Annotated in this window: 12 protein-coding genes, 1 tRNA gene and 2 pseudogenes; 10 read left to right on the top strand and 5 right to left on the bottom strand. The window is 70.8% G+C overall.

Features of this window, described 5'->3' with window-relative positions; all coding sequences use genetic code 11:
- Positions 1 to 2 precede the first annotated feature (2 nt).
- A complete protein-coding gene (locus tag ACFWUQ_RS21560) occupies positions 3 to 1,718 on the bottom strand; it encodes a dynamin family protein (protein WP_384540369.1) in 1,716 nt (571 codons plus the stop codon).
- 332 nt (positions 1,719 to 2,050) lie between these two features.
- On the opposite strand from ACFWUQ_RS21560, the gene ACFWUQ_RS21555 reads away from it, so the two are divergent.
- Positions 2,051 to 2,126, top strand: a tRNA-Arg gene (locus tag ACFWUQ_RS21555).
- Between the two features lie 389 nt (positions 2,127 to 2,515).
- On the opposite strand, the gene ACFWUQ_RS21550 is transcribed toward ACFWUQ_RS21555, so the two are convergent.
- Complete coding sequence (locus ACFWUQ_RS21550; protein ID WP_384540314.1) at positions 2,516 to 2,962, bottom strand: phospholipase; 447 nt, start codon at positions 2,960 to 2,962, stop codon at positions 2,516 to 2,518.
- A gap of 454 nt (positions 2,963 to 3,416) precedes the next feature.
- On the opposite strand from ACFWUQ_RS21550, the gene ACFWUQ_RS21545 reads away from it, so the two are divergent.
- Together ACFWUQ_RS21545 and ACFWUQ_RS21540 are read left to right on the top strand one after the other, a co-directional pair.
- Entirely contained in the window at positions 3,417 to 4,133 is a 717-nt protein-coding gene (locus ACFWUQ_RS21545) for a 4'-phosphopantetheinyl transferase family protein (RefSeq protein WP_384540312.1), read from the top strand.
- A gap of 214 nt (positions 4,134 to 4,347) precedes the next feature.
- Positions 4,348 to 4,899: pseudogene (locus ACFWUQ_RS21540) on the top strand (DUF4158 domain-containing protein); the annotation flags it as partial.
- A gap of 96 nt (positions 4,900 to 4,995) precedes the next feature.
- Here the strand turns inward: ACFWUQ_RS21540 and ACFWUQ_RS21535 are convergent.
- Together ACFWUQ_RS21535 and ACFWUQ_RS21530 are read right to left on the bottom strand one after the other, a co-directional pair.
- A pseudogene (locus tag ACFWUQ_RS21535) lies at positions 4,996 to 6,308 on the bottom strand (MFS transporter).
- Complete coding sequence (locus ACFWUQ_RS21530; protein WP_384540309.1) at positions 6,305 to 6,910, bottom strand: helix-turn-helix domain-containing protein; 606 nt, start codon at positions 6,908 to 6,910, stop codon at positions 6,305 to 6,307. Before ACFWUQ_RS21530 ends, ACFWUQ_RS21535 begins: the two are co-directional and overlap by 4 nt.
- A 298-nt stretch (positions 6,911 to 7,208) precedes the next feature.
- Here ACFWUQ_RS21530 and ACFWUQ_RS21525 point away from each other — a divergent pair, with 298 nt between their 5' ends.
- From ACFWUQ_RS21525 to ACFWUQ_RS21510, 4 genes are all read left to right on the top strand, one after another.
- Complete coding sequence (locus tag ACFWUQ_RS21525) at positions 7,209 to 7,775, top strand: recombinase family protein (RefSeq protein ID WP_384540306.1); 567 nt, start codon at positions 7,209 to 7,211, stop codon at positions 7,773 to 7,775.
- Between the two features lie 352 nt (positions 7,776 to 8,127).
- On the top strand, positions 8,128 to 9,210 hold the full coding sequence (locus tag ACFWUQ_RS21520; RefSeq protein WP_384540303.1) for a tyrosine-type recombinase/integrase: 1,083 nt from the start codon (positions 8,128 to 8,130) through the stop codon (positions 9,208 to 9,210).
- Positions 9,207 to 9,542: a helix-turn-helix transcriptional regulator gene (locus ACFWUQ_RS21515; protein ID WP_363196214.1), complete on the top strand. Its 336-nt coding sequence runs from the start codon at positions 9,207 to 9,209 to the stop codon at positions 9,540 to 9,542. The genes ACFWUQ_RS21520 and ACFWUQ_RS21515 overlap by 4 nt, the downstream gene beginning before the upstream one ends.
- Positions 9,539 to 11,104, top strand: coding sequence for a hypothetical protein (locus ACFWUQ_RS21510; RefSeq protein ID WP_384540300.1), 1,566 nt, complete (start codon positions 9,539 to 9,541; stop codon positions 11,102 to 11,104). Before ACFWUQ_RS21515 ends, ACFWUQ_RS21510 begins: the two co-directional genes overlap by 4 nt.
- Before the next feature lie 37 nt (positions 11,105 to 11,141).
- Here ACFWUQ_RS21510 and ACFWUQ_RS21505 read toward each other — a convergent pair whose 3' ends face one another.
- A complete protein-coding gene (locus ACFWUQ_RS21505; protein ID WP_363196216.1) occupies positions 11,142 to 11,585 on the bottom strand; it encodes a DUF6228 family protein in 444 nt (147 codons plus the stop codon).
- A gap of 142 nt (positions 11,586 to 11,727) precedes the next feature.
- Between ACFWUQ_RS21505 and ACFWUQ_RS21500 the strand changes: the two genes are divergently transcribed.
- The 3 genes from ACFWUQ_RS21500 to ACFWUQ_RS21490 all read left to right on the top strand — a co-directional run bounded on the left by ACFWUQ_RS21500 (position 11,728) and on the right by ACFWUQ_RS21490 (position 15,413).
- Positions 11,728 to 12,294 carry a GNAT family N-acetyltransferase gene (locus ACFWUQ_RS21500; RefSeq protein ID WP_384540366.1) on the top strand — a complete coding sequence of 189 codons (567 nt, stop codon included), beginning with the start codon at positions 11,728 to 11,730 and terminating at the stop codon, positions 12,292 to 12,294.
- Between the two features lie 193 nt (positions 12,295 to 12,487).
- Complete coding sequence (locus ACFWUQ_RS21495) at positions 12,488 to 13,723, top strand: S8 family peptidase (RefSeq protein WP_384540298.1); 1,236 nt, start codon at positions 12,488 to 12,490, stop codon at positions 13,721 to 13,723.
- A gap of 394 nt (positions 13,724 to 14,117) precedes the next feature.
- A complete protein-coding gene (locus tag ACFWUQ_RS21490) occupies positions 14,118 to 15,413 on the top strand; it encodes a hypothetical protein (RefSeq protein WP_384540295.1) in 1,296 nt (431 codons plus the stop codon).
- Positions 15,414 to 15,544: the final 131 nt, after the last annotated feature.

Raw genomic sequence — 15,544 nt, 5'->3', positions numbered from 1 at the left:
TGTCACCTCTCCTTCTGCAGTACGGACAGCGCGGCGATCAGCTCCGCCTGGGGTTCCGGGGTCACTTCGAGCGCCTCCAGCGGGGCGAGGCGGCGGTCGCGTTCGGCGCGCAGTACCTGGTCGAGGTGGTCGCCGACCAACTCGCCGCCCCGGTCGCGCAGCCGTACCGCGGCCTGTACGCCGATGCGTTCGGCGAGTTTCTCCCCGGCGGGGCGGGCCCGCTTGCCCCCGAGGAGGGCGGCGACGAGCAGGGCGGCGACTCCGTCGGGGTCCGGTGCGGGCTGCCTGTCGAGCCGTGCGACCTCCTCCTCGGCGAGTTCTTCCAGGACCCGGCGCCAGCGCCGTACGGCCATGCCGATACGTTCCCCCGCCTCCCGGTCGGGCGCGGGCAGCGGCACGGCTCCGGCGGCCGGTTCGCGGCGCCACGCGACGGCGATCCGCTCGTCGGCGGCGGCGACGGCGCACTGGAGGAGCGCGGTGAGGGATTCGGCGAGGGAGTCGAGCAGTTCGTCGGCGCTCGTGTCGAGGGGGTAGCCGCGCCACCGGGTCAGCGCGTCCCCGGCCAGTACGGCGCCCTGGTCGAGGCGGTTGCGGACCCGCCTGCCCTCCTTCTTGTACGCGTCCTCCACGGCGGAGGTCAGCCGTACGGCGGCGGCGTGCTGGGCGGCGACGGCGGAGGCGAGTTCGGGCATCCGGCGCCCGAGGGAGTCCAGCGCGCCCAGCGCGGTCCGCCCGACGGCGTACTGGCGGGCGGCCGGGTCCTGGGCGTGGTGGGCGAGCCAGGCGAGGAGCGGGGCGACGGCGCTGGCCGGCAGCAGCCCGCCCCCGCCGGCCGATTCGGGCAGCTCCGGTACGGTGAACCTGGGCACGTCGCCCAGCCCCGCCCGCGTCAGCAGGGCCCCGTACTGGCGCGACACCTCGGCGAGGACCTGGTGCGGGACCCGGTCGAGGACGGTGACGAGGGTGGCCTTGTACTGCTTGGCGGTGCGCAGGAGGTGCCAGGGGACGGCGTCGGCGTACCGCGAGGCGGTGGTGACCATCACCCAGACGTCGGCGGCGCAGATGAGTTCGGCGGCGAGTGTCCGGTTCTCGACCACGAGGGAGTCGATGTCGGGGGCGTCGAGGATGGCGAGGCCGCGCGGCAGGCTGGACACGGTCTCGATCCGCATCTCGCGGGTCGCGTGGCTGTCCGCGCCGGATCCGCTCCGGCCGCCGGAGCCGGCGCCGCCCCTGCCCCTGGTCCCGTTCCTCGCGCCGCCCCGCGTCCCGCTCCGGCCGCCGAGGCCGGTACCGGTGCCGGTGCCGCGGGGCCTGGAGCCGGCGCCGCCCGACGCCTCCTCCTCGTCGTGCGGCACCCACACCCGCATGAGGTCGGGCAGTACCCGCATCCCGGCGAACCAGTGGTGGTCGTCCGGGTGGCAGACGAGTACCGGCGTGCGCGTGGTCGGGCGCAGCACCCCGGCTTCGCTGACCTGCCGGCCGACGAGGGAGTTGACGAGAGTGGACTTACCGGCCCCGGTGGACCCGCCGACGACGGCGAGCATCGGCGCCTCGGGCGCCTTCAGCCGGGGTACGAGGTAGTCGTCGAGCTGCGCGAGCAGCTCGGCTCTGGTCTGGCGGGCGCGCGGAGCGCCGGGCAGGGGCAGCGGCAGACGCACGGACGCGACCCGGTCGCGCAGGGCGGACAGGGCATCGAGCAGCTGAGGCCGTACATCCAAGGTCACCACATGCGAAGAATGCCCAATTTGGGACCATTTTTGAAGCTTATACGCCCCCTGCGCGCCGATGGCGACCCCAGCGGGACATTTCAGCCACAGCGGACGAGTCGGACGCAGGCATAACGAGTGCACAACACCAGGGGCGACGCGACGTAAAAGCGGTGCGCGAATCGCACCTGCCTGCGATTATCGGGACCGCTTCACCGAACCTCCACATCGTGGCACGCGGGTGAAGCAACCGGGACAAGGCGGCCGGAGCCCTATCCTTGACCCGGAACGGACCGTAGTCCCACCCCCACCAGGGGCTCCAGGCCCACCACGGCCACCTTCCGGCCCCCGTAGCTCAGTGGATAGAGCAGGTGCCTTCTAAGCACTTGGCCGCAGGTTCGAGTCCTGCCGGGGGCACCACTGGTCCACCCATCTCAGCCCTCCCGCCGCGGAGGGCTTTTCTGCAGGTCAGCGGCATAGTACTGCGGCCTCCGCAGCCCCGGCGCAAGCCTTTTCGCGGTGGCGGCGGCCCCGGTCGCCCGGGACGGGCTGACGCACCGGCCGGACGGCGCGGATCCGGCCCGCGCGCACCCGCCGCTGACGCGTACTCATGTTCGCTCGGCTCGGTTCCGCGACCTTTGCTCCAGACGCGCCGGTGACGCGGTTCCGCCGACGCCGGGGTGGGGGCGAGGGGGCCGCGCTGGCGCTGCCGGGTCCGCGCGCGGGGATGCGAAATCAGCCCGTCCGGTTGTAGAGCCTCCGTCGACACGGAGGGGGCGCGGAGGGGGGCGCAGGAAGTAGGAGGGGGCTCAGGCGGTGGGGACGGGCGCCGGTGTGGAGCTCGGGATGATGTCCAGGGTGCGCACCGCTCGGTAGTAGATCCACGCCGTGCCGTCGCACGACGTCTTCCTCGCCCCCGTGTACCGCGCGCACACGCGGCGGAGGTCGGCGTGGAAGGCCTCGTCCAGCTGGGCTTTGCGGGCGGCGAAGGAGCCGGCCGCCCGGTGGTTGCGGTAGCCGAAGTCGTGGCGGGCGCACGACAGCTGGAAGGGGAAGCCGAAGGGGTTGTCCGGCGAGGAGGTGCAGTAGTCGGTGCTCCAGTCGAAGCCGTACGCCGACCAGGCGTCCTGGTTCCCGCGTGCCGCGATCCAGGCGGTGTAGCTGGTGGCTGGAGGCTGGGTCCAACTGCTCAGGATCTGGGGTTTGTCGGCGGGGACCGACCACGCCGGGGGTGCGAGGGCGAGGAGGACCGCCACGGAGGTCGCGGTAGCCGCGGCGGTGAGGGCGGCGGCAGGCCGGCGGCGGGGGAGGCGGGCGGCGCGGGGCAAGAGGGTCCTCCGGGCGGTACGGGGTGCCGCGAACCGGACCCGGGGCGGTACGGGGTGCCGCGGGCCGGACCCGGGCCGACCCGGGGCGGACCGGGCGGATGGGGCGGCCGCGGCGTGTCGCGGCTGCGGCTGCGGTCTCTCGACCTAACGGATCCGGCCGGGGCGGATTGCACCCGACGGCGGGATGCGGTGGAAGTTCACTCCTGAGGCCGTCTCACCTGGGCCGTATGCGGGACGCGTTGGCTGCGTTCGGAGCCGTGTTCGGCGGAGGTACGGGTTGCGGGGCCTCGACCGGGACCCAGGCAGGAGACGGCGAGAGCCGGTGAGTGCCGGGATGGTGCCCGCACCCCGGTCGTCCGGGCACCTCGTCTACGCTCGTGCGGTGATCGAGCACGTTAACGAACTCGGGGCGGTCCCCCCGCCGGTCGAGGGCCGCTCCCCCGGGAACGCCGCCGTCGCGGTGTGGTCGCTGGACACCACGCTGGACGTGGTCGGCGGGCTGCCGGTCAGCGGGGCGGCAAAGGTGCTGGACGCCGAGGAACAGGAGCGGGCCGGGCGGCTGGTGCGGCCGGGCGACCGGCACCGCTACGTCGCCTCCCATCTCGGCCTGCGGGTCCTGCTCGGGATGCGCCTGGGGCTGGCGCCCGAACGGGTCGTACTGGTCCGGGAGGAGTGCCGCTGTGGTCGCGGCGCCCACGGGCGGCCGGCCGTGGCCGGGGGCGGGGTGCACTTCTCCCTCTCGCACAGCGGAGACGTGGCCTACGTCTCACTCGCCGGGGTGCCGGTCGGCATCGACGTGGAGCGGCTCCCGAGTGCGGCGTCGGTGGCGGACGTGCTGACCTCGCTGCATCCGGCGGAGGCGGCTGAGCTGAGCGGCCTGCCGGCTGCTGACCTCCCTGCCGCCTTCGCCCGCGTCTGGGCCCGCAAGGAGGCATGCCTCAAGGCGACCGGTACCGGTCTGGCCCTCGGTCTGGTCGAGCCGTTCGTCGGCGCGGCCGCCGACCCGGCGCCCGTCCCGGGCTGGGACCTGTACGACCTCCCGGCCCCCGCCGGCTACGCGGCCGCGCTCGCCGTGCGCTCGCGCGGGGTGCCGGCGTAGGGATCCGGCGCGGAGTCGGGAGCACCCCGACGATGCGTCAGGTGCGGTGCTCGACCCGGACGCGTGCACCGTCCCCCGGCCTTGGGGCACAGCCGTACAGCGGTTAATGCTAAGCCGGTGATCTTGAGCGTTTAGCACAGACAGGCGACCGGCCCGGCAACGGGGTTCGGCGGAAGATCGTTGACCGGCTGCGGGCGTCGTTAGCGTCAGGTCCATGCCAGTGGAGTTTTTGACCGACGAGCAGGCGGCTTCGTACGGGAAGTTCAACGAGGAGCCGACCCGGCCGGAGCTGGAGCGGTTCTTTTTCCTCGACGATGAGGACCGCAAGCTCATCGCGAAGCGGCGCGGTGATCACAACCGGCTCGGGTTCGCCCTTCAGATGTGCACCGTGCGCTACATCGGCCGGTTCCTCCCGGATGACCCGCTGGACGTTCCGTGGGCGGTGGTGGAGTACCTCGGAGAACAGCTCAGCATCGAGGACGGCAGTTGCGTGAAGCAGTACACCGAGCGCAAGCCGACGGCGTACGAGCATGCGTGGGAGATCCGGGACGCGTACGAGTATCACGAGTACGACGATGCGGAGTGGGGGCGGAAGTTCCGTACGTTCCTGCACGGCCGGGCGTGGACGCACGCCGAGGGGCCGGTGGCGCTGTTCAACCAGGCGGTGGGCTGGCTGCGCCGGCACCGGGTGCTGCTGCCGGGGGTGTCGGTGCTGGCCCGGAAGGTGTCGGAGGTGCGGGCGGTGATTAGCTTGCGGGCCCATGCCTTGGCCAGGCGCTTCGCGGCGGTGACGGTCCGCTGCCTGGGAGCCCGCGACTTGATGGCCGACGGAAGGTGAGGGAATTGCCCGGTGCGATGGTGATCAGTGAAGAGGTAGGGCAGGTTCGCCATCAAAGGCCAGCGGAAGTTTGGGATTACTCGTCGTCTGGCGGGACGTCGGCAGGTCCCGGGAGCGCCGGATCGGGGAGAAGAGCAGGATCAGCGCGGCGAGCGGGATCCCCGCTGTCGTGATGGCCATGGCGGTGCGGAGGCCGAGTGCGGTTCCGAGCACGCCGCCGAGCAATGCTCCGATGGGGATCGCTCCGTAGCTGAGGATGCTGTGCTTGCGGTGAGACGGCCGAGGAGATCCGGCGGGCAGTAGCGTTGCTGGAAGCTCGCCTTGATGATGTTGCCGGCGACGACACCTGCGGAGATGCTGAAGCCACCTGTCACAAAGAGCAGGATCCCGACTCCGCCGACGGTCAGCGGGATGAGCAGACCGAGTGTGGGAAATCCCAGTTCGAACAGCAGTATCGCGCGGGCCGTGCCGATCCGGTGAGCGACCCGACGTGCGGCGAATGCCCCGGCTACACCTCCGGCACTGGTCGCCGCGATGAGTACGCCGACCGTCCCCGGGGTCAGGCCGACGCTCCGGACCAGGAAAACCACTTGGATTGACTGGTATCCCATAAGGGCCATGTTCGAGGCGGCCCCGAAGAGTGTGAACGTGCGGAACCAGGGGTCGTAGGCGATCAGCCGCAGGCCTTCGCGGACTTCACTGACCAGTGAAGTGGGGCGGTGTTCGGTTCTGGTGATGCGTGGCTCGCGATGCCGGATGCCTGCGAGGCACAGAAGGGAGACGAGGAATGTCGCGGCGTTGGCGAACATCCCGTTCACCGCACCTGCCAACTGTGCGATCAGGCCGCCGGAGCCGAGCCCGGCAATCTGCGCGGCGGATGCGCTGCCGTGCAGTTTGGCGTTGCCCTCGGGCTGGTCATCGGGTTCCAGAATGGTGGGGAGATAGGCGGTGTAAGCGGTCTGGAAGAACACCGCTGCCGTGCCTGTCAGCAGGGCGACGGCCAGCAGCAGTCCGATACTCAGCCGGCCGGACCATGCGGTGACCGGGACGCTGGCGAAGAGTACGAGGGAGACTGCGGCGGCGGCCAGCATGATCGGTCTGCGGCGCAGCCGGTCCACCCAGACACCGACCGGGAGACCGATGATCAGCCAAGGGGCCCAGGCGGCGGCGCTCAGCAGGCCGACTTCGAACGTGCTGGCGTGCAAGGTGGAGACGGCGACCAGCGGCATCGCCACCCCGGTGACGGACGCGCCGAACTTGCCGGCGGTCTCGCCGCACCACAGCAGGCGGAAATCGCGGTGGCGACGCAGAAGGCCACCGCGTATGCCGTAGCTCATGCGGAGCCACGCTCCTTGCGGGGGAAGGACTGGAGCTGCACGACGACGGGGAGCGCGTCCGGGGCGGGCTCGGCGTCCGGAGCAGGGGTATGGCGGGTGATGACAGCCATCAGCTCCGCGTTGAGTGCCTCCAACTGCTTCGGAGTCATCCGCAGGTCACTCCAGTCCGAGACAGTGCCGGCGCTCCGCCACGTGTCGTCCCAGTCCTCGCCGATGTAGTTCACGACCCGGCTGAAGTGCTGCTGCAGCAGTTCGTGCAGGTAGACCGACAGCGCGCCCCGGGTGTCGGGATCGTCGCGGAAATCCGCAGTGTTCAGCTCATTGGAGACGTCGACCCTTCTCCACCAGCGCTCGCGTTTCGTGCCCCGTCCGGTTTCCTCCACGATGAAGCCGTGTTCGGCGAGGTGGCGCAGGTGCCAACTGATGGTGCCGGTGTTCTCCCCGAGGCGTTCGGCGAGCCTGGTGGCGGTAGCGGAGCCGTCCAGGCTGAGCAGTTCAAAGATGTTCATCCGCAGCGGGTGGGCCAGCCCTCGCAGGCTGCGCGCATCGAGGCGCCGGGTGGGCTTGGCGGACTGTGATGTGCGTTCGGGTTCGTCGGACATGCCAACAGCGTAGGTTGCAGAGATTCCTCTGCATAGGAGACTCTGCAGAGGAATCTCTGCCACTGCAAGGCGTCACTGTCGGCGCGCGGGCGAGACGGGACAACCGAGCGGCCGTGTGGCCACAGAAGTGACGGACGGTGTTTTTCATAAATGTTCATCTGTGAGAGTTCTGCGAGAGCGCCGGAAGTGATCACGTTTCCGCAGGTCGCCACTCGCAAAAGTCCTCTCGAAACCCGCACGTTGTGCGAGGCACTTCTGAGAGACTGCCGCCGTGGATCTCACGCCCGATCGGGCCACATTGGCGGTAGAACGTCACGACTGCTCGAACTGTGACGCGCCTGCCGGCTCCGCCTGCCGCACCCGCGGCGGGAAGACCGCCGCGAAGTACCACACCCCCCGCTTCGTCCTCGTCCCCGCGCTCCGCGAGGAACTCGAAGTACTCGTCCCCGCCGACCGGCATCCGGGCCGCGCGTGGAAGCGGGGCCCGGCGCTCGCCGTGGTTCCCGCGCCCCGCACCGAGCGCCCGGTCCGCATCGGGTACGCGAGGACGTCGACCGCCCGGCAGGAGCTGGCAAGCCAGCTCGAAGCCCTCCACCGCGCGGAGTGCCACAAGGTCTTCAAGGAACAGATCAGCACCCGGGTCAAAGTGCGGCCCGAGCTGGAGAAGGCGCTCGCGCTGGCCCACCAGTTCAAAGAGGCCGCGCCCGATACGCCCGTCATCCTCACGGTCCATGAGCTCAAGCGTCTGGCCAGGAACGCGGCCGAGCTGATGACGCTGTCCGCCGAACAGCCGCTCAGCGCCGAGGAGATCGAGCTACGCGAACGGCTCCAGGCCCAGCCTCACCCGAACGTCGAGCTGCGGTAGACCCGCCTACGACCCGCATCGATCCCATGATCACCGGCTTAGCGTTAACCGCTGTACCGCTGTTCCAAGCGCCGCCAATTGCATCCGATGCGAACTCGCTACGGTTCGCGAATCGTCGTGGGCAATGGCGTCCACCAGCGTGCTGACCATGGAAGTTGCCCCGGTCTGCTGGTGGCGACGGTAGCGACAGACTTGAGGGCGACGCCACCTGGTGTCACTCGTCCGGCTGACTGACCTGCGGTTTGCCCGTCGACTCGCATCAGATGCGGTTTTCTCGCATACGACGCGAGTGACGGAGGGTGGTGGACCGGTGGGGTTCAACGGGTCGATCCCAGGTGCGGCACGACTGCACTTGGTTGACGGAGTCGCGCTGCTGCGGCCTGAGGAACAGGTCTTCACCGCGATGCTGACCGGGTTCGCCAACCAGCAGCTCGCGCGGAATCTGGCCCGGACGACGGTGGAAGGCCGGGAGAACACGCTCAAGGCGTTCGCCGCGTACGTGAACACCTACCCGTGGCACTGGACGCCGGCGATGGTCGACGAGTGGCTCGGTGACCTGCGCTCGCTGCGGGATCTGAAGCGCTCTACGATCCGCTCGTACTCCGAGGCTGTGCGGGCTTTCTGCCACTTCGTCACCGATCCGCTCTACGAGTGGACGGCGACCTGCGAGGAGCGGTTCGGCACCCACCCGGTACAAGTAGTGCACGAGTGGAACACCGCGGTGCACGTCCAGGACAACGAGGCGGACGCGAAGAAGCGCGCGTTCACCAAGTCCGAGCTGCACGCCTTCTTCGCGCACTGTGACGACGAGGTCGCCCGCATCCGGGCCTTCGGTCGCAAGGGCTGGCTGCCCGCCTTCCGCGACGCGACGCTGTTCAAGACCGCGTACGCCTACGGGCTGCGGCGCAACGAGACGCGGATGCTCGATGCCGCCGACTTCGGCCGCAACCCGCATGGCGGCGAGTTCGGCGCGTACGGCCGGTGCCAGGTCCGGTTCGGCAAGGCCAAGAAGGGCTCGCCGCCCAAGCGCCGCGGAGTGCTGACCGTGTTCGACTGGACCCCGGACGTCCTGGACGAGTGGTTCACCGAGGTCCGCCCGCTGTTCGGCACCGACAACAACCCGGCGGCCTGGCCCTCGGAACGGGGGCTGCGGATCGGCTGCCAGCGGCTTAACTCCCGCTTCATCACCTACCGCAAGGCCCTCGGCTTGGACGACGGGCTCGACTTCCACTCCTTCCGCAGGTCCTACGTCACCCACCTGATCGAGGACGGCTGGGACCCGCGCTTCGTCCAGGAGCAGGTCGGCCACGAGCACGCCAGCACCACCTCGCTCTACACCTGCGTGTCCTCGGACTTCCGCACCCGCACCCTGCGGCGGCATCTGGACTCCACCATCGCCGCTGCCCTCCAGACCCAGACAGGGAGGCAAGCATGAAACGCAAGGTCGGCTACACCTGGCGGCTGCGCGAGGTCATGGCCCAGCATCGGGTCTTCACCGCCACCGAACTGGTGCCTCTGCTGCACGAGCGCGGCATCGACCTGTCCGCTTCCCAGGTCCACCGCCTGGTCTCCGGCACACCGGAACGCCTGTCGTTGCAGGTCATGGCCGCGCTCTGCGACATCCTGTCCTGCACGCCAGCAGACCTGGTGACCACCACCGCCGAGAACGCCGGCGTCCGCAAGACCGCCACCGGCGACATGCCCACCCCGCCCGCGAACGTGGCGAAGCTGCGGCCCCGCGCCGCCCGGATCCTGCCCGACGCATGACCCGCCCCTACGCCACCGACGAGCAGTACGAACGCTGGTACATGGCGGAGTGCTGCCGGTGCGGCCTCCGCAGGCACAAGGCTGGCACCTGGCCGGATGGATACGTCTGCCGAACCTGTTCGGACCGCGCCGTCCGGACACGGGGCACTTGCCCGGGATGCGGCCAGGACCGTGCCCTCCCCGGACTCCGCCCCGGTGACCGAGCGCCGATCTGCACCACCTGCGCCGGCTTCTCGCAGACCTTCGACTGCTCGCGCTGCGGCTTCGAGGGCAAGCTCCTGGGCGGACGGCTGTGTGAACGCTGCACCCTCACCGACCGCCTCACCGCGCTCCTGGACGATGGAGACAGCCGCATCAGGCCCACGCTGGTCCCGCTGTTCGACCTGCTGGTGGCGATGGACAAGCCCAGAAGCGGCCTGGCCTGGCTGGAGATGCGCCGCGACCAGCCGGGCAGCGCATCGCAGCTACTGCGGCGGCTCGGTCTCGGCGATATCCCGCTGACCCACGACGCCTTCCACGAGCTCCAGCCCTGGCGGGCCGCCGCTCACCTGGAAGAACTTTTGATGACCTGCGGAGCCCTGCCCGCGGTCGACAAGTACCTCTGCTCCTTCCAACGCTGGCTTCCCGGCCACCTGACCGGCATCGCCGACCCCGAGCACGCCAAGACGATCCGGCTCTTCTCGACCTGGCACGTCCTCCCTCGGCTGCGGACCCGCGCCGAGAGGAGCCACATCACACCCAGCATCCGCCGATTCGCTGCCGAACAGGTCAAGTACGCGACCGCGTTCCTGCAATGGCTCGGCGAGCGGAACAGCACCTTCGCGTCATGCGGCCAGATCGACATCGACGCCTGGTTCGCCGAGAACACCGAACACGCCCGCACCTGCCTGAGAGCCTTCCTCAACTGGGCCATGCAGAGCCGACGCTGCCGACGCTCCCTGGCCATCCCCACGATGAAGGTCTCCCGCCGGGCCGCACTGAGCGAAGACGAGCGCCTCGATGCCCTTGGCCGGCTGCTGACCGATACCGAGATACCGATGCGCCTCCGTGTCGCCGGAGTCATCGTGCTCCTCTACGCCCAGCCCGTAAGCCGCATCGTCCGGCTCAGCATCGACGACGTCATCCGCTACGGCGAAACCGTGCTGCTGCGGCTCGGTGAGCCGGCCTCGCCCGTTCCTGATCCGGTCGCCGCCCTGCTGCTGGAGCACATCGCGAACCGCGACAACATGAACACTGCCACCAACTCCGCGTCCCACTGGCTCTTCCCGGGTCGCCGGGCGGGGCAGCCGGCCCGCCCCGACCACCTGTCCGCGCTCTTGAACGAAGTCGGGGTCCCGACTGCGGCCGCCCGCGGCGCCGCCATCCGGCAGCAACTCCTCGAACTTCCCGCACCCGTCGTCGCGGACGCTCTCGGCTACCACGACAAGACCACAAGCCGCCTCCGCAACGAGACCGGCGGGACATGGAGTCGATACGCCCCAGGAGATCACGCAAAGTCACCAACAGGCTGGGTTCCACAGGGAACCAGCGAAGTTGGGAGCCCTCCAGTTCCGAGAGCCTGAGAGCGCGTGAGTGCCCCACTTCGGGGCCCCGGGACGGCTACCCCTGGCGGAAGAATTCCTGCAGGTCGGCAGCGACAGCCGTCAGCTCTTCGCCGGCCTCAATCATGGTCGTCACAGTGCACTCCCAGCCGTTGGAGAAGACGTCGGCTCGCAGGGTCCAGCTCAGACACACGTGACCGCCTGAACCGAACGTCGCTGCCACGACCAGCTCGTTGTTGACCCAAGACCGCTCGCCCTCCCAACCGCGGAAGTCGCGCGCAAGACCGTCGAGAAACTCGGTCAGGTATCCCGCACCGTCCCAGGCAGACACCGTCACGGCCTCGACCCGTGCGCGCAGGCCGTCATCGACGGCCTCCACGGCGAATACGACCTCGAACTCATCGGTCCGCGACCAGTCGAACAACCGGATAGAGGGCGCTTGTGACCCCGCTCCCCGAACGACGAGCTCGACCTGCCCAGGAACCACCTCGATCAGACTCACCCACTGAGGATAAGGACGCCAACACGACGGCGTCATCGCGGTTACGACGCGGTGCTACTTCCCGTCAACGTTGAGGGCTCCACCCCCAGATCCCCGCCAGGATCATCACGGTCAGTAGTGATTCCGGAGCCAGGTTGGTCAACTGGCGACAGTTGAATACGCGAGCCCACCAGTACCGAGGCCGTCCCCACCGCGAAGCAGCTGCGCCCGGCGTGCCCGTGGCGCGGAGGCGTGTGGGTCCGTACCGCGCGAAAAGAGAGCCGCCGCTCGTTCAAGCGCCCCTATCGTGACCGCCATGGACATCCGCCGAGCCGGTACCCCGGCTGAACTCGCCGCCGCCGAGTCCCTCTTCGACGGTCCCGCCCGCCCGGACTGGTCCGAGCGGTTCCTCGCCGCACCGGGGCACCTGATGCTGATCGCCTACGTCGACGGCGTCCCCGCCGGCATGGTCTCCGGCGTCGAGATGACCCACCCCGACAAGGGCACCGAAATGTGCCTGTACGAGCTTTCCGTGGACGAGGGCTACCGGCGCCGGGGCATCGGTCGCGCGCTGACCCTGGCGCTCGCTGAAGAGGCCGAGGCGCGCGGCTGCTACGGCATGTGGGTGGGGGTCGACACCGACAACGAGGCCGCCCTGGCCACGTACGCCTCCGCCGGCGCACGCGACGAGGGCGTGTTCGCCATGCGCGGCTGGCCCGTCACCCCGTAGCCCGCCCGCGCAGGCCTCGTAGCCTCGCGCGCGGACGTCATGAACCCGCGCGGACGACATGAACCCGCGCGTGCGTCACAGTCACGGGCGGGCCTCGCAGGCGTGTCGGGTGTAGCTCGCGCGGCGGCGAGTCGTGCGTCCACCCGGCGCACCCTCCGCGCGCGCGGGGCGGTGCTCGCCGAGCATCGGCCGCATGACCGCATCCACGTCCCCCACGCCCCCCGTCCCCCGCACGGCAACGGCTCCGCCCACGCGCCGTCCCGCCCGTCGGGCCCTCGCCGCGCTCCTCCCGGCCGCCACGCTCCTCGCGGCGGTCGGCGCTCCTCCCACCGCCGCCACCGCCGCCACGACCGAGGCTCCCACCGCCCCCTATGTCGTCGTCCTCAAGGACACCGGCACCCGCGCCCCGTCGCGCGAGGTGGCCGCCGAGGCGGCGGAGTCGGGCGACGAGGTGGGCGCCGTCTTCGACACCGCCCTCGACGGTTTCGCCGTCCGCACCACCGCCGACCGCGCCGCCGCCCTCGCCGCCGACCCGCGGGTGGCCTCCGTGGAGCCGGACGCGCGGTTCCGCATCAGCGACACCCAGCCGCAGGCGCCCTGGCCGCTGGACCGGATCGACCAGCGGGAGCTGCCGCTCGACGGTTCGTACACGTACGCCCGCACAGGGCGGGGTGTCACCGTCTACGTCGTGGACACCGGCATCAACCTCCGCCACCAGGAGTTCGGGGGGCGCGCCCGCAGCGGCTACAACGCCCTGTGGCTGGAGGGGTCGCGTGACTGCAACGGCCACGGCACGCACGTCGCCGCGACGGTGGGCGGATCCACCTACGGGGTCGCCAAGGGGGTTTCCCTCGTCGCCGTGAAGGTCGCCGACTGCCGTGGGGACGGGAGTCTTTCGGCCATTCTGCGCGGCCTCGAATGGATGCTGAAGGACCATGCCGCCGCTCCCGCCGTCCGGGCGGTGGCGAACATGAGCATGGGCGGCACCCCCAGCGCCGCCCTGGACGCCGCGGTGACGCGTGCCGTCGCCTCCGGCATCACCTTCGTCGTGGCCGCCGGGAACGACGGCCGCAACGCCTGTGCCGGATCCCCGGCCCGCGTCCCGGCGGCCGTCACCGTCGGTGCGACCGACGCCGCGGACCGGCGGGCGGGCTTCTCCAACTACGGCCGCTGCGTGGACCTCTCGGCGCCCGGGGTGGGCGTCGTATCGGCCTGGAAGGGATCCACGACCGCGCTGGCCCGGTCCTCCGGCACCTCCATGGCGGCCCCGCACGCGGCGGGCGTCGCGGCGCTGGTCCTGGCGGGGGGCGTCGCGACCACTCCCGCGCAGGTGTCCGAGGCGCTGGTGCGCGGCGCCCTGGCCGACCGCGTCACCGGCCTCCCGGCCGGTACGCCGAACCTGCTCCTGCACATCCCGACCGACCGCTGACCCCGGGACGGCCACCCGCCGGGCCGGCCCCCGCACCGGTCCGGCCCGCCCCTCGGGCCACACCCCACGACGAGGCTCCACACCCGACCCGCACAGCACGACGATCCACCCGCACCCGCACCCGCCCCGCACCCGCCCCGCACAGCACCGCGATCCACCCGCTCCGCCCCACCCGTCCCGCACACCACGCCGCCGCCCGCACCGCCCCCGGCCGGAACCGGATCCTCCCCGCGACCCGGCCTGATGGGACATCAATGTCTGTGCGTGTCGGGCGAAAGCAAGCCATTGACTTCTCATCACCGCGACGCGTCAATATCGGCCACCGCACCGGCTCGGCCTCCCCCACACAGCGGGTGGGGGGAGGGGTTCGTCATGACGAAGGAGTCGCGACCCAGTGAGTACGAAAACGCTCGGACGAAGAGTGCTGGCCGGGGCGGGAGCCCTCACCCTGGCCCTGACGGGTGGCGTGGTGGGCCTGTCGGGGGCCGCGCAGGCCGCGACCAGGACCACGCCGGTCTACGTGAAGTGCGACGCCCCGGCCCCCCAGCCGGACGCCGAGGGCAACCAGGACTACACGATCACCCTCCCGGACGGTGCGAAGGCCGGCGACACCGTGCCGATCTCCATCGACCCGGGCCTGACCCCGATCGTGCCGATGTTCACGATCGAGACCGTCAACACGACCAGGGCCAAGCTGCTCGTCGACGGCGTCCCCCAGACCGTCACCAGCCCGGCCGTGCCGAGCCAGCAGAAGGCGGGCGAGAAGGCCGACCCGCCGAAGTTCGACGGGACCGTCAAGATCCCGGACGGCACCGAGGGCCGGACGATCCAGATCACGATCGACCAGGTGGTCACGGACGCCGACATCGGCGGCACCGTCTACACCACGACCTGTACGCCGGACCCGCGCCCCAGCGGCTCCGTCGGATCGGTCGCCGTCGAGGCCCTGCCGAAGGACCCGGTCACCACCAAGCTGGCACCCAACAGCGGCAAGGCCGGCACCCGGGTCACCGTCACCGGCGCCAACTTCCCGGCCGGCCCGGTCACCTGCTCCGCGCTCCTCGCGGGCGCCCCGACCGGCGACTCCGGTACCGGCACGGCGACGGCCGCCGGCGCGGCGACCTGCGAGCTCACCCTCGACAAGAAGGCCGACCAGCTCAGGATCGACGGCTCCGTCCTGCCCTACAAGGACTTCGTCTGGATCGAGGACCAGCCGGGCGTGCGGAACCCGATCGACGTCGACGTGCTGCCCGGCCCGCTGGCCATCGGCCCGCAGAGCGGCAACCCGGCCGTCAACTTCGGCAAGGTGACCATCAACGGCAAGCCGCAGTCGGTCGTCGGCCAGTTCACCGCCATGTCCGTCCAGGACTTCCGCGGCGGCACCCTCGGCTGGGACGTCACGGCGACCCGTACCCCGTTCCTGAACGAGACCACCGGCCACACGATGGCCAAGGCGCAGATCGGGATCCAGCCGACCTGCACCGTCACCAACGCCGACAGCCCCAGCACCTGCACCACCGGTGCGCCCGGCGCGATCTCCGCCACGCCCATGAAGGTCGCCTCGCAGGCGCCGGGCGGGGAGGAACTGACCGGTGGCGAGTTCGCCGTCGGCGGTGCGGGGATGATCCAGCTCCCGCCGTTCATGTTCGCCGACACCTACCAGTCGGTGGTCACCTTCTCCATCGCCTGACCCCGCGGCACGGCCCGTACGGGCCCACGCACGGCACGGCCCGTACGGGCCCACCCGCACGGCACCGCTCCGTCCCGGGTGGTGGGGGGGGGGGGCGGCCCCCCCCCGAGGCCGAGCCGCAGGCTCACACG

Source organism: Streptomyces sp. NPDC058662 (genome assembly GCF_042716255.1).
In the GTDB taxonomy this organism is placed as follows: Bacteria; Actinomycetota; Actinomycetes; order Streptomycetales; family Streptomycetaceae; genus Streptomyces.
Note: the sequence above shows the minus strand (reverse complement) of the source record. Positions and strands in the feature narration are given on the sequence as shown.

Excerpts from the sequence above, each read along its gene's own strand:
- ACFWUQ_RS21510 (WP_384540300.1), top strand. The coding sequence starts at position 9,539 with ATGACCCGCCCCTACGCCACCGACGAGCAGTACGAACGCTGGTACATG.
- ACFWUQ_RS21495 (WP_384540298.1), top strand. The coding sequence starts at position 12,488 with ATGACCGCATCCACGTCCCCCACGCCCCCCGTCCCCCGCACGGCAACG.
- ACFWUQ_RS21530 (WP_384540309.1), bottom strand. The coding sequence starts at position 6,910 with ATGTCCGACGAACCCGAACGCACATCACAGTCCGCCAAGCCCACCCGG.
- ACFWUQ_RS21515 (WP_363196214.1), top strand. The coding sequence starts at position 9,207 with ATGAAACGCAAGGTCGGCTACACCTGGCGGCTGCGCGAGGTCATGGCC.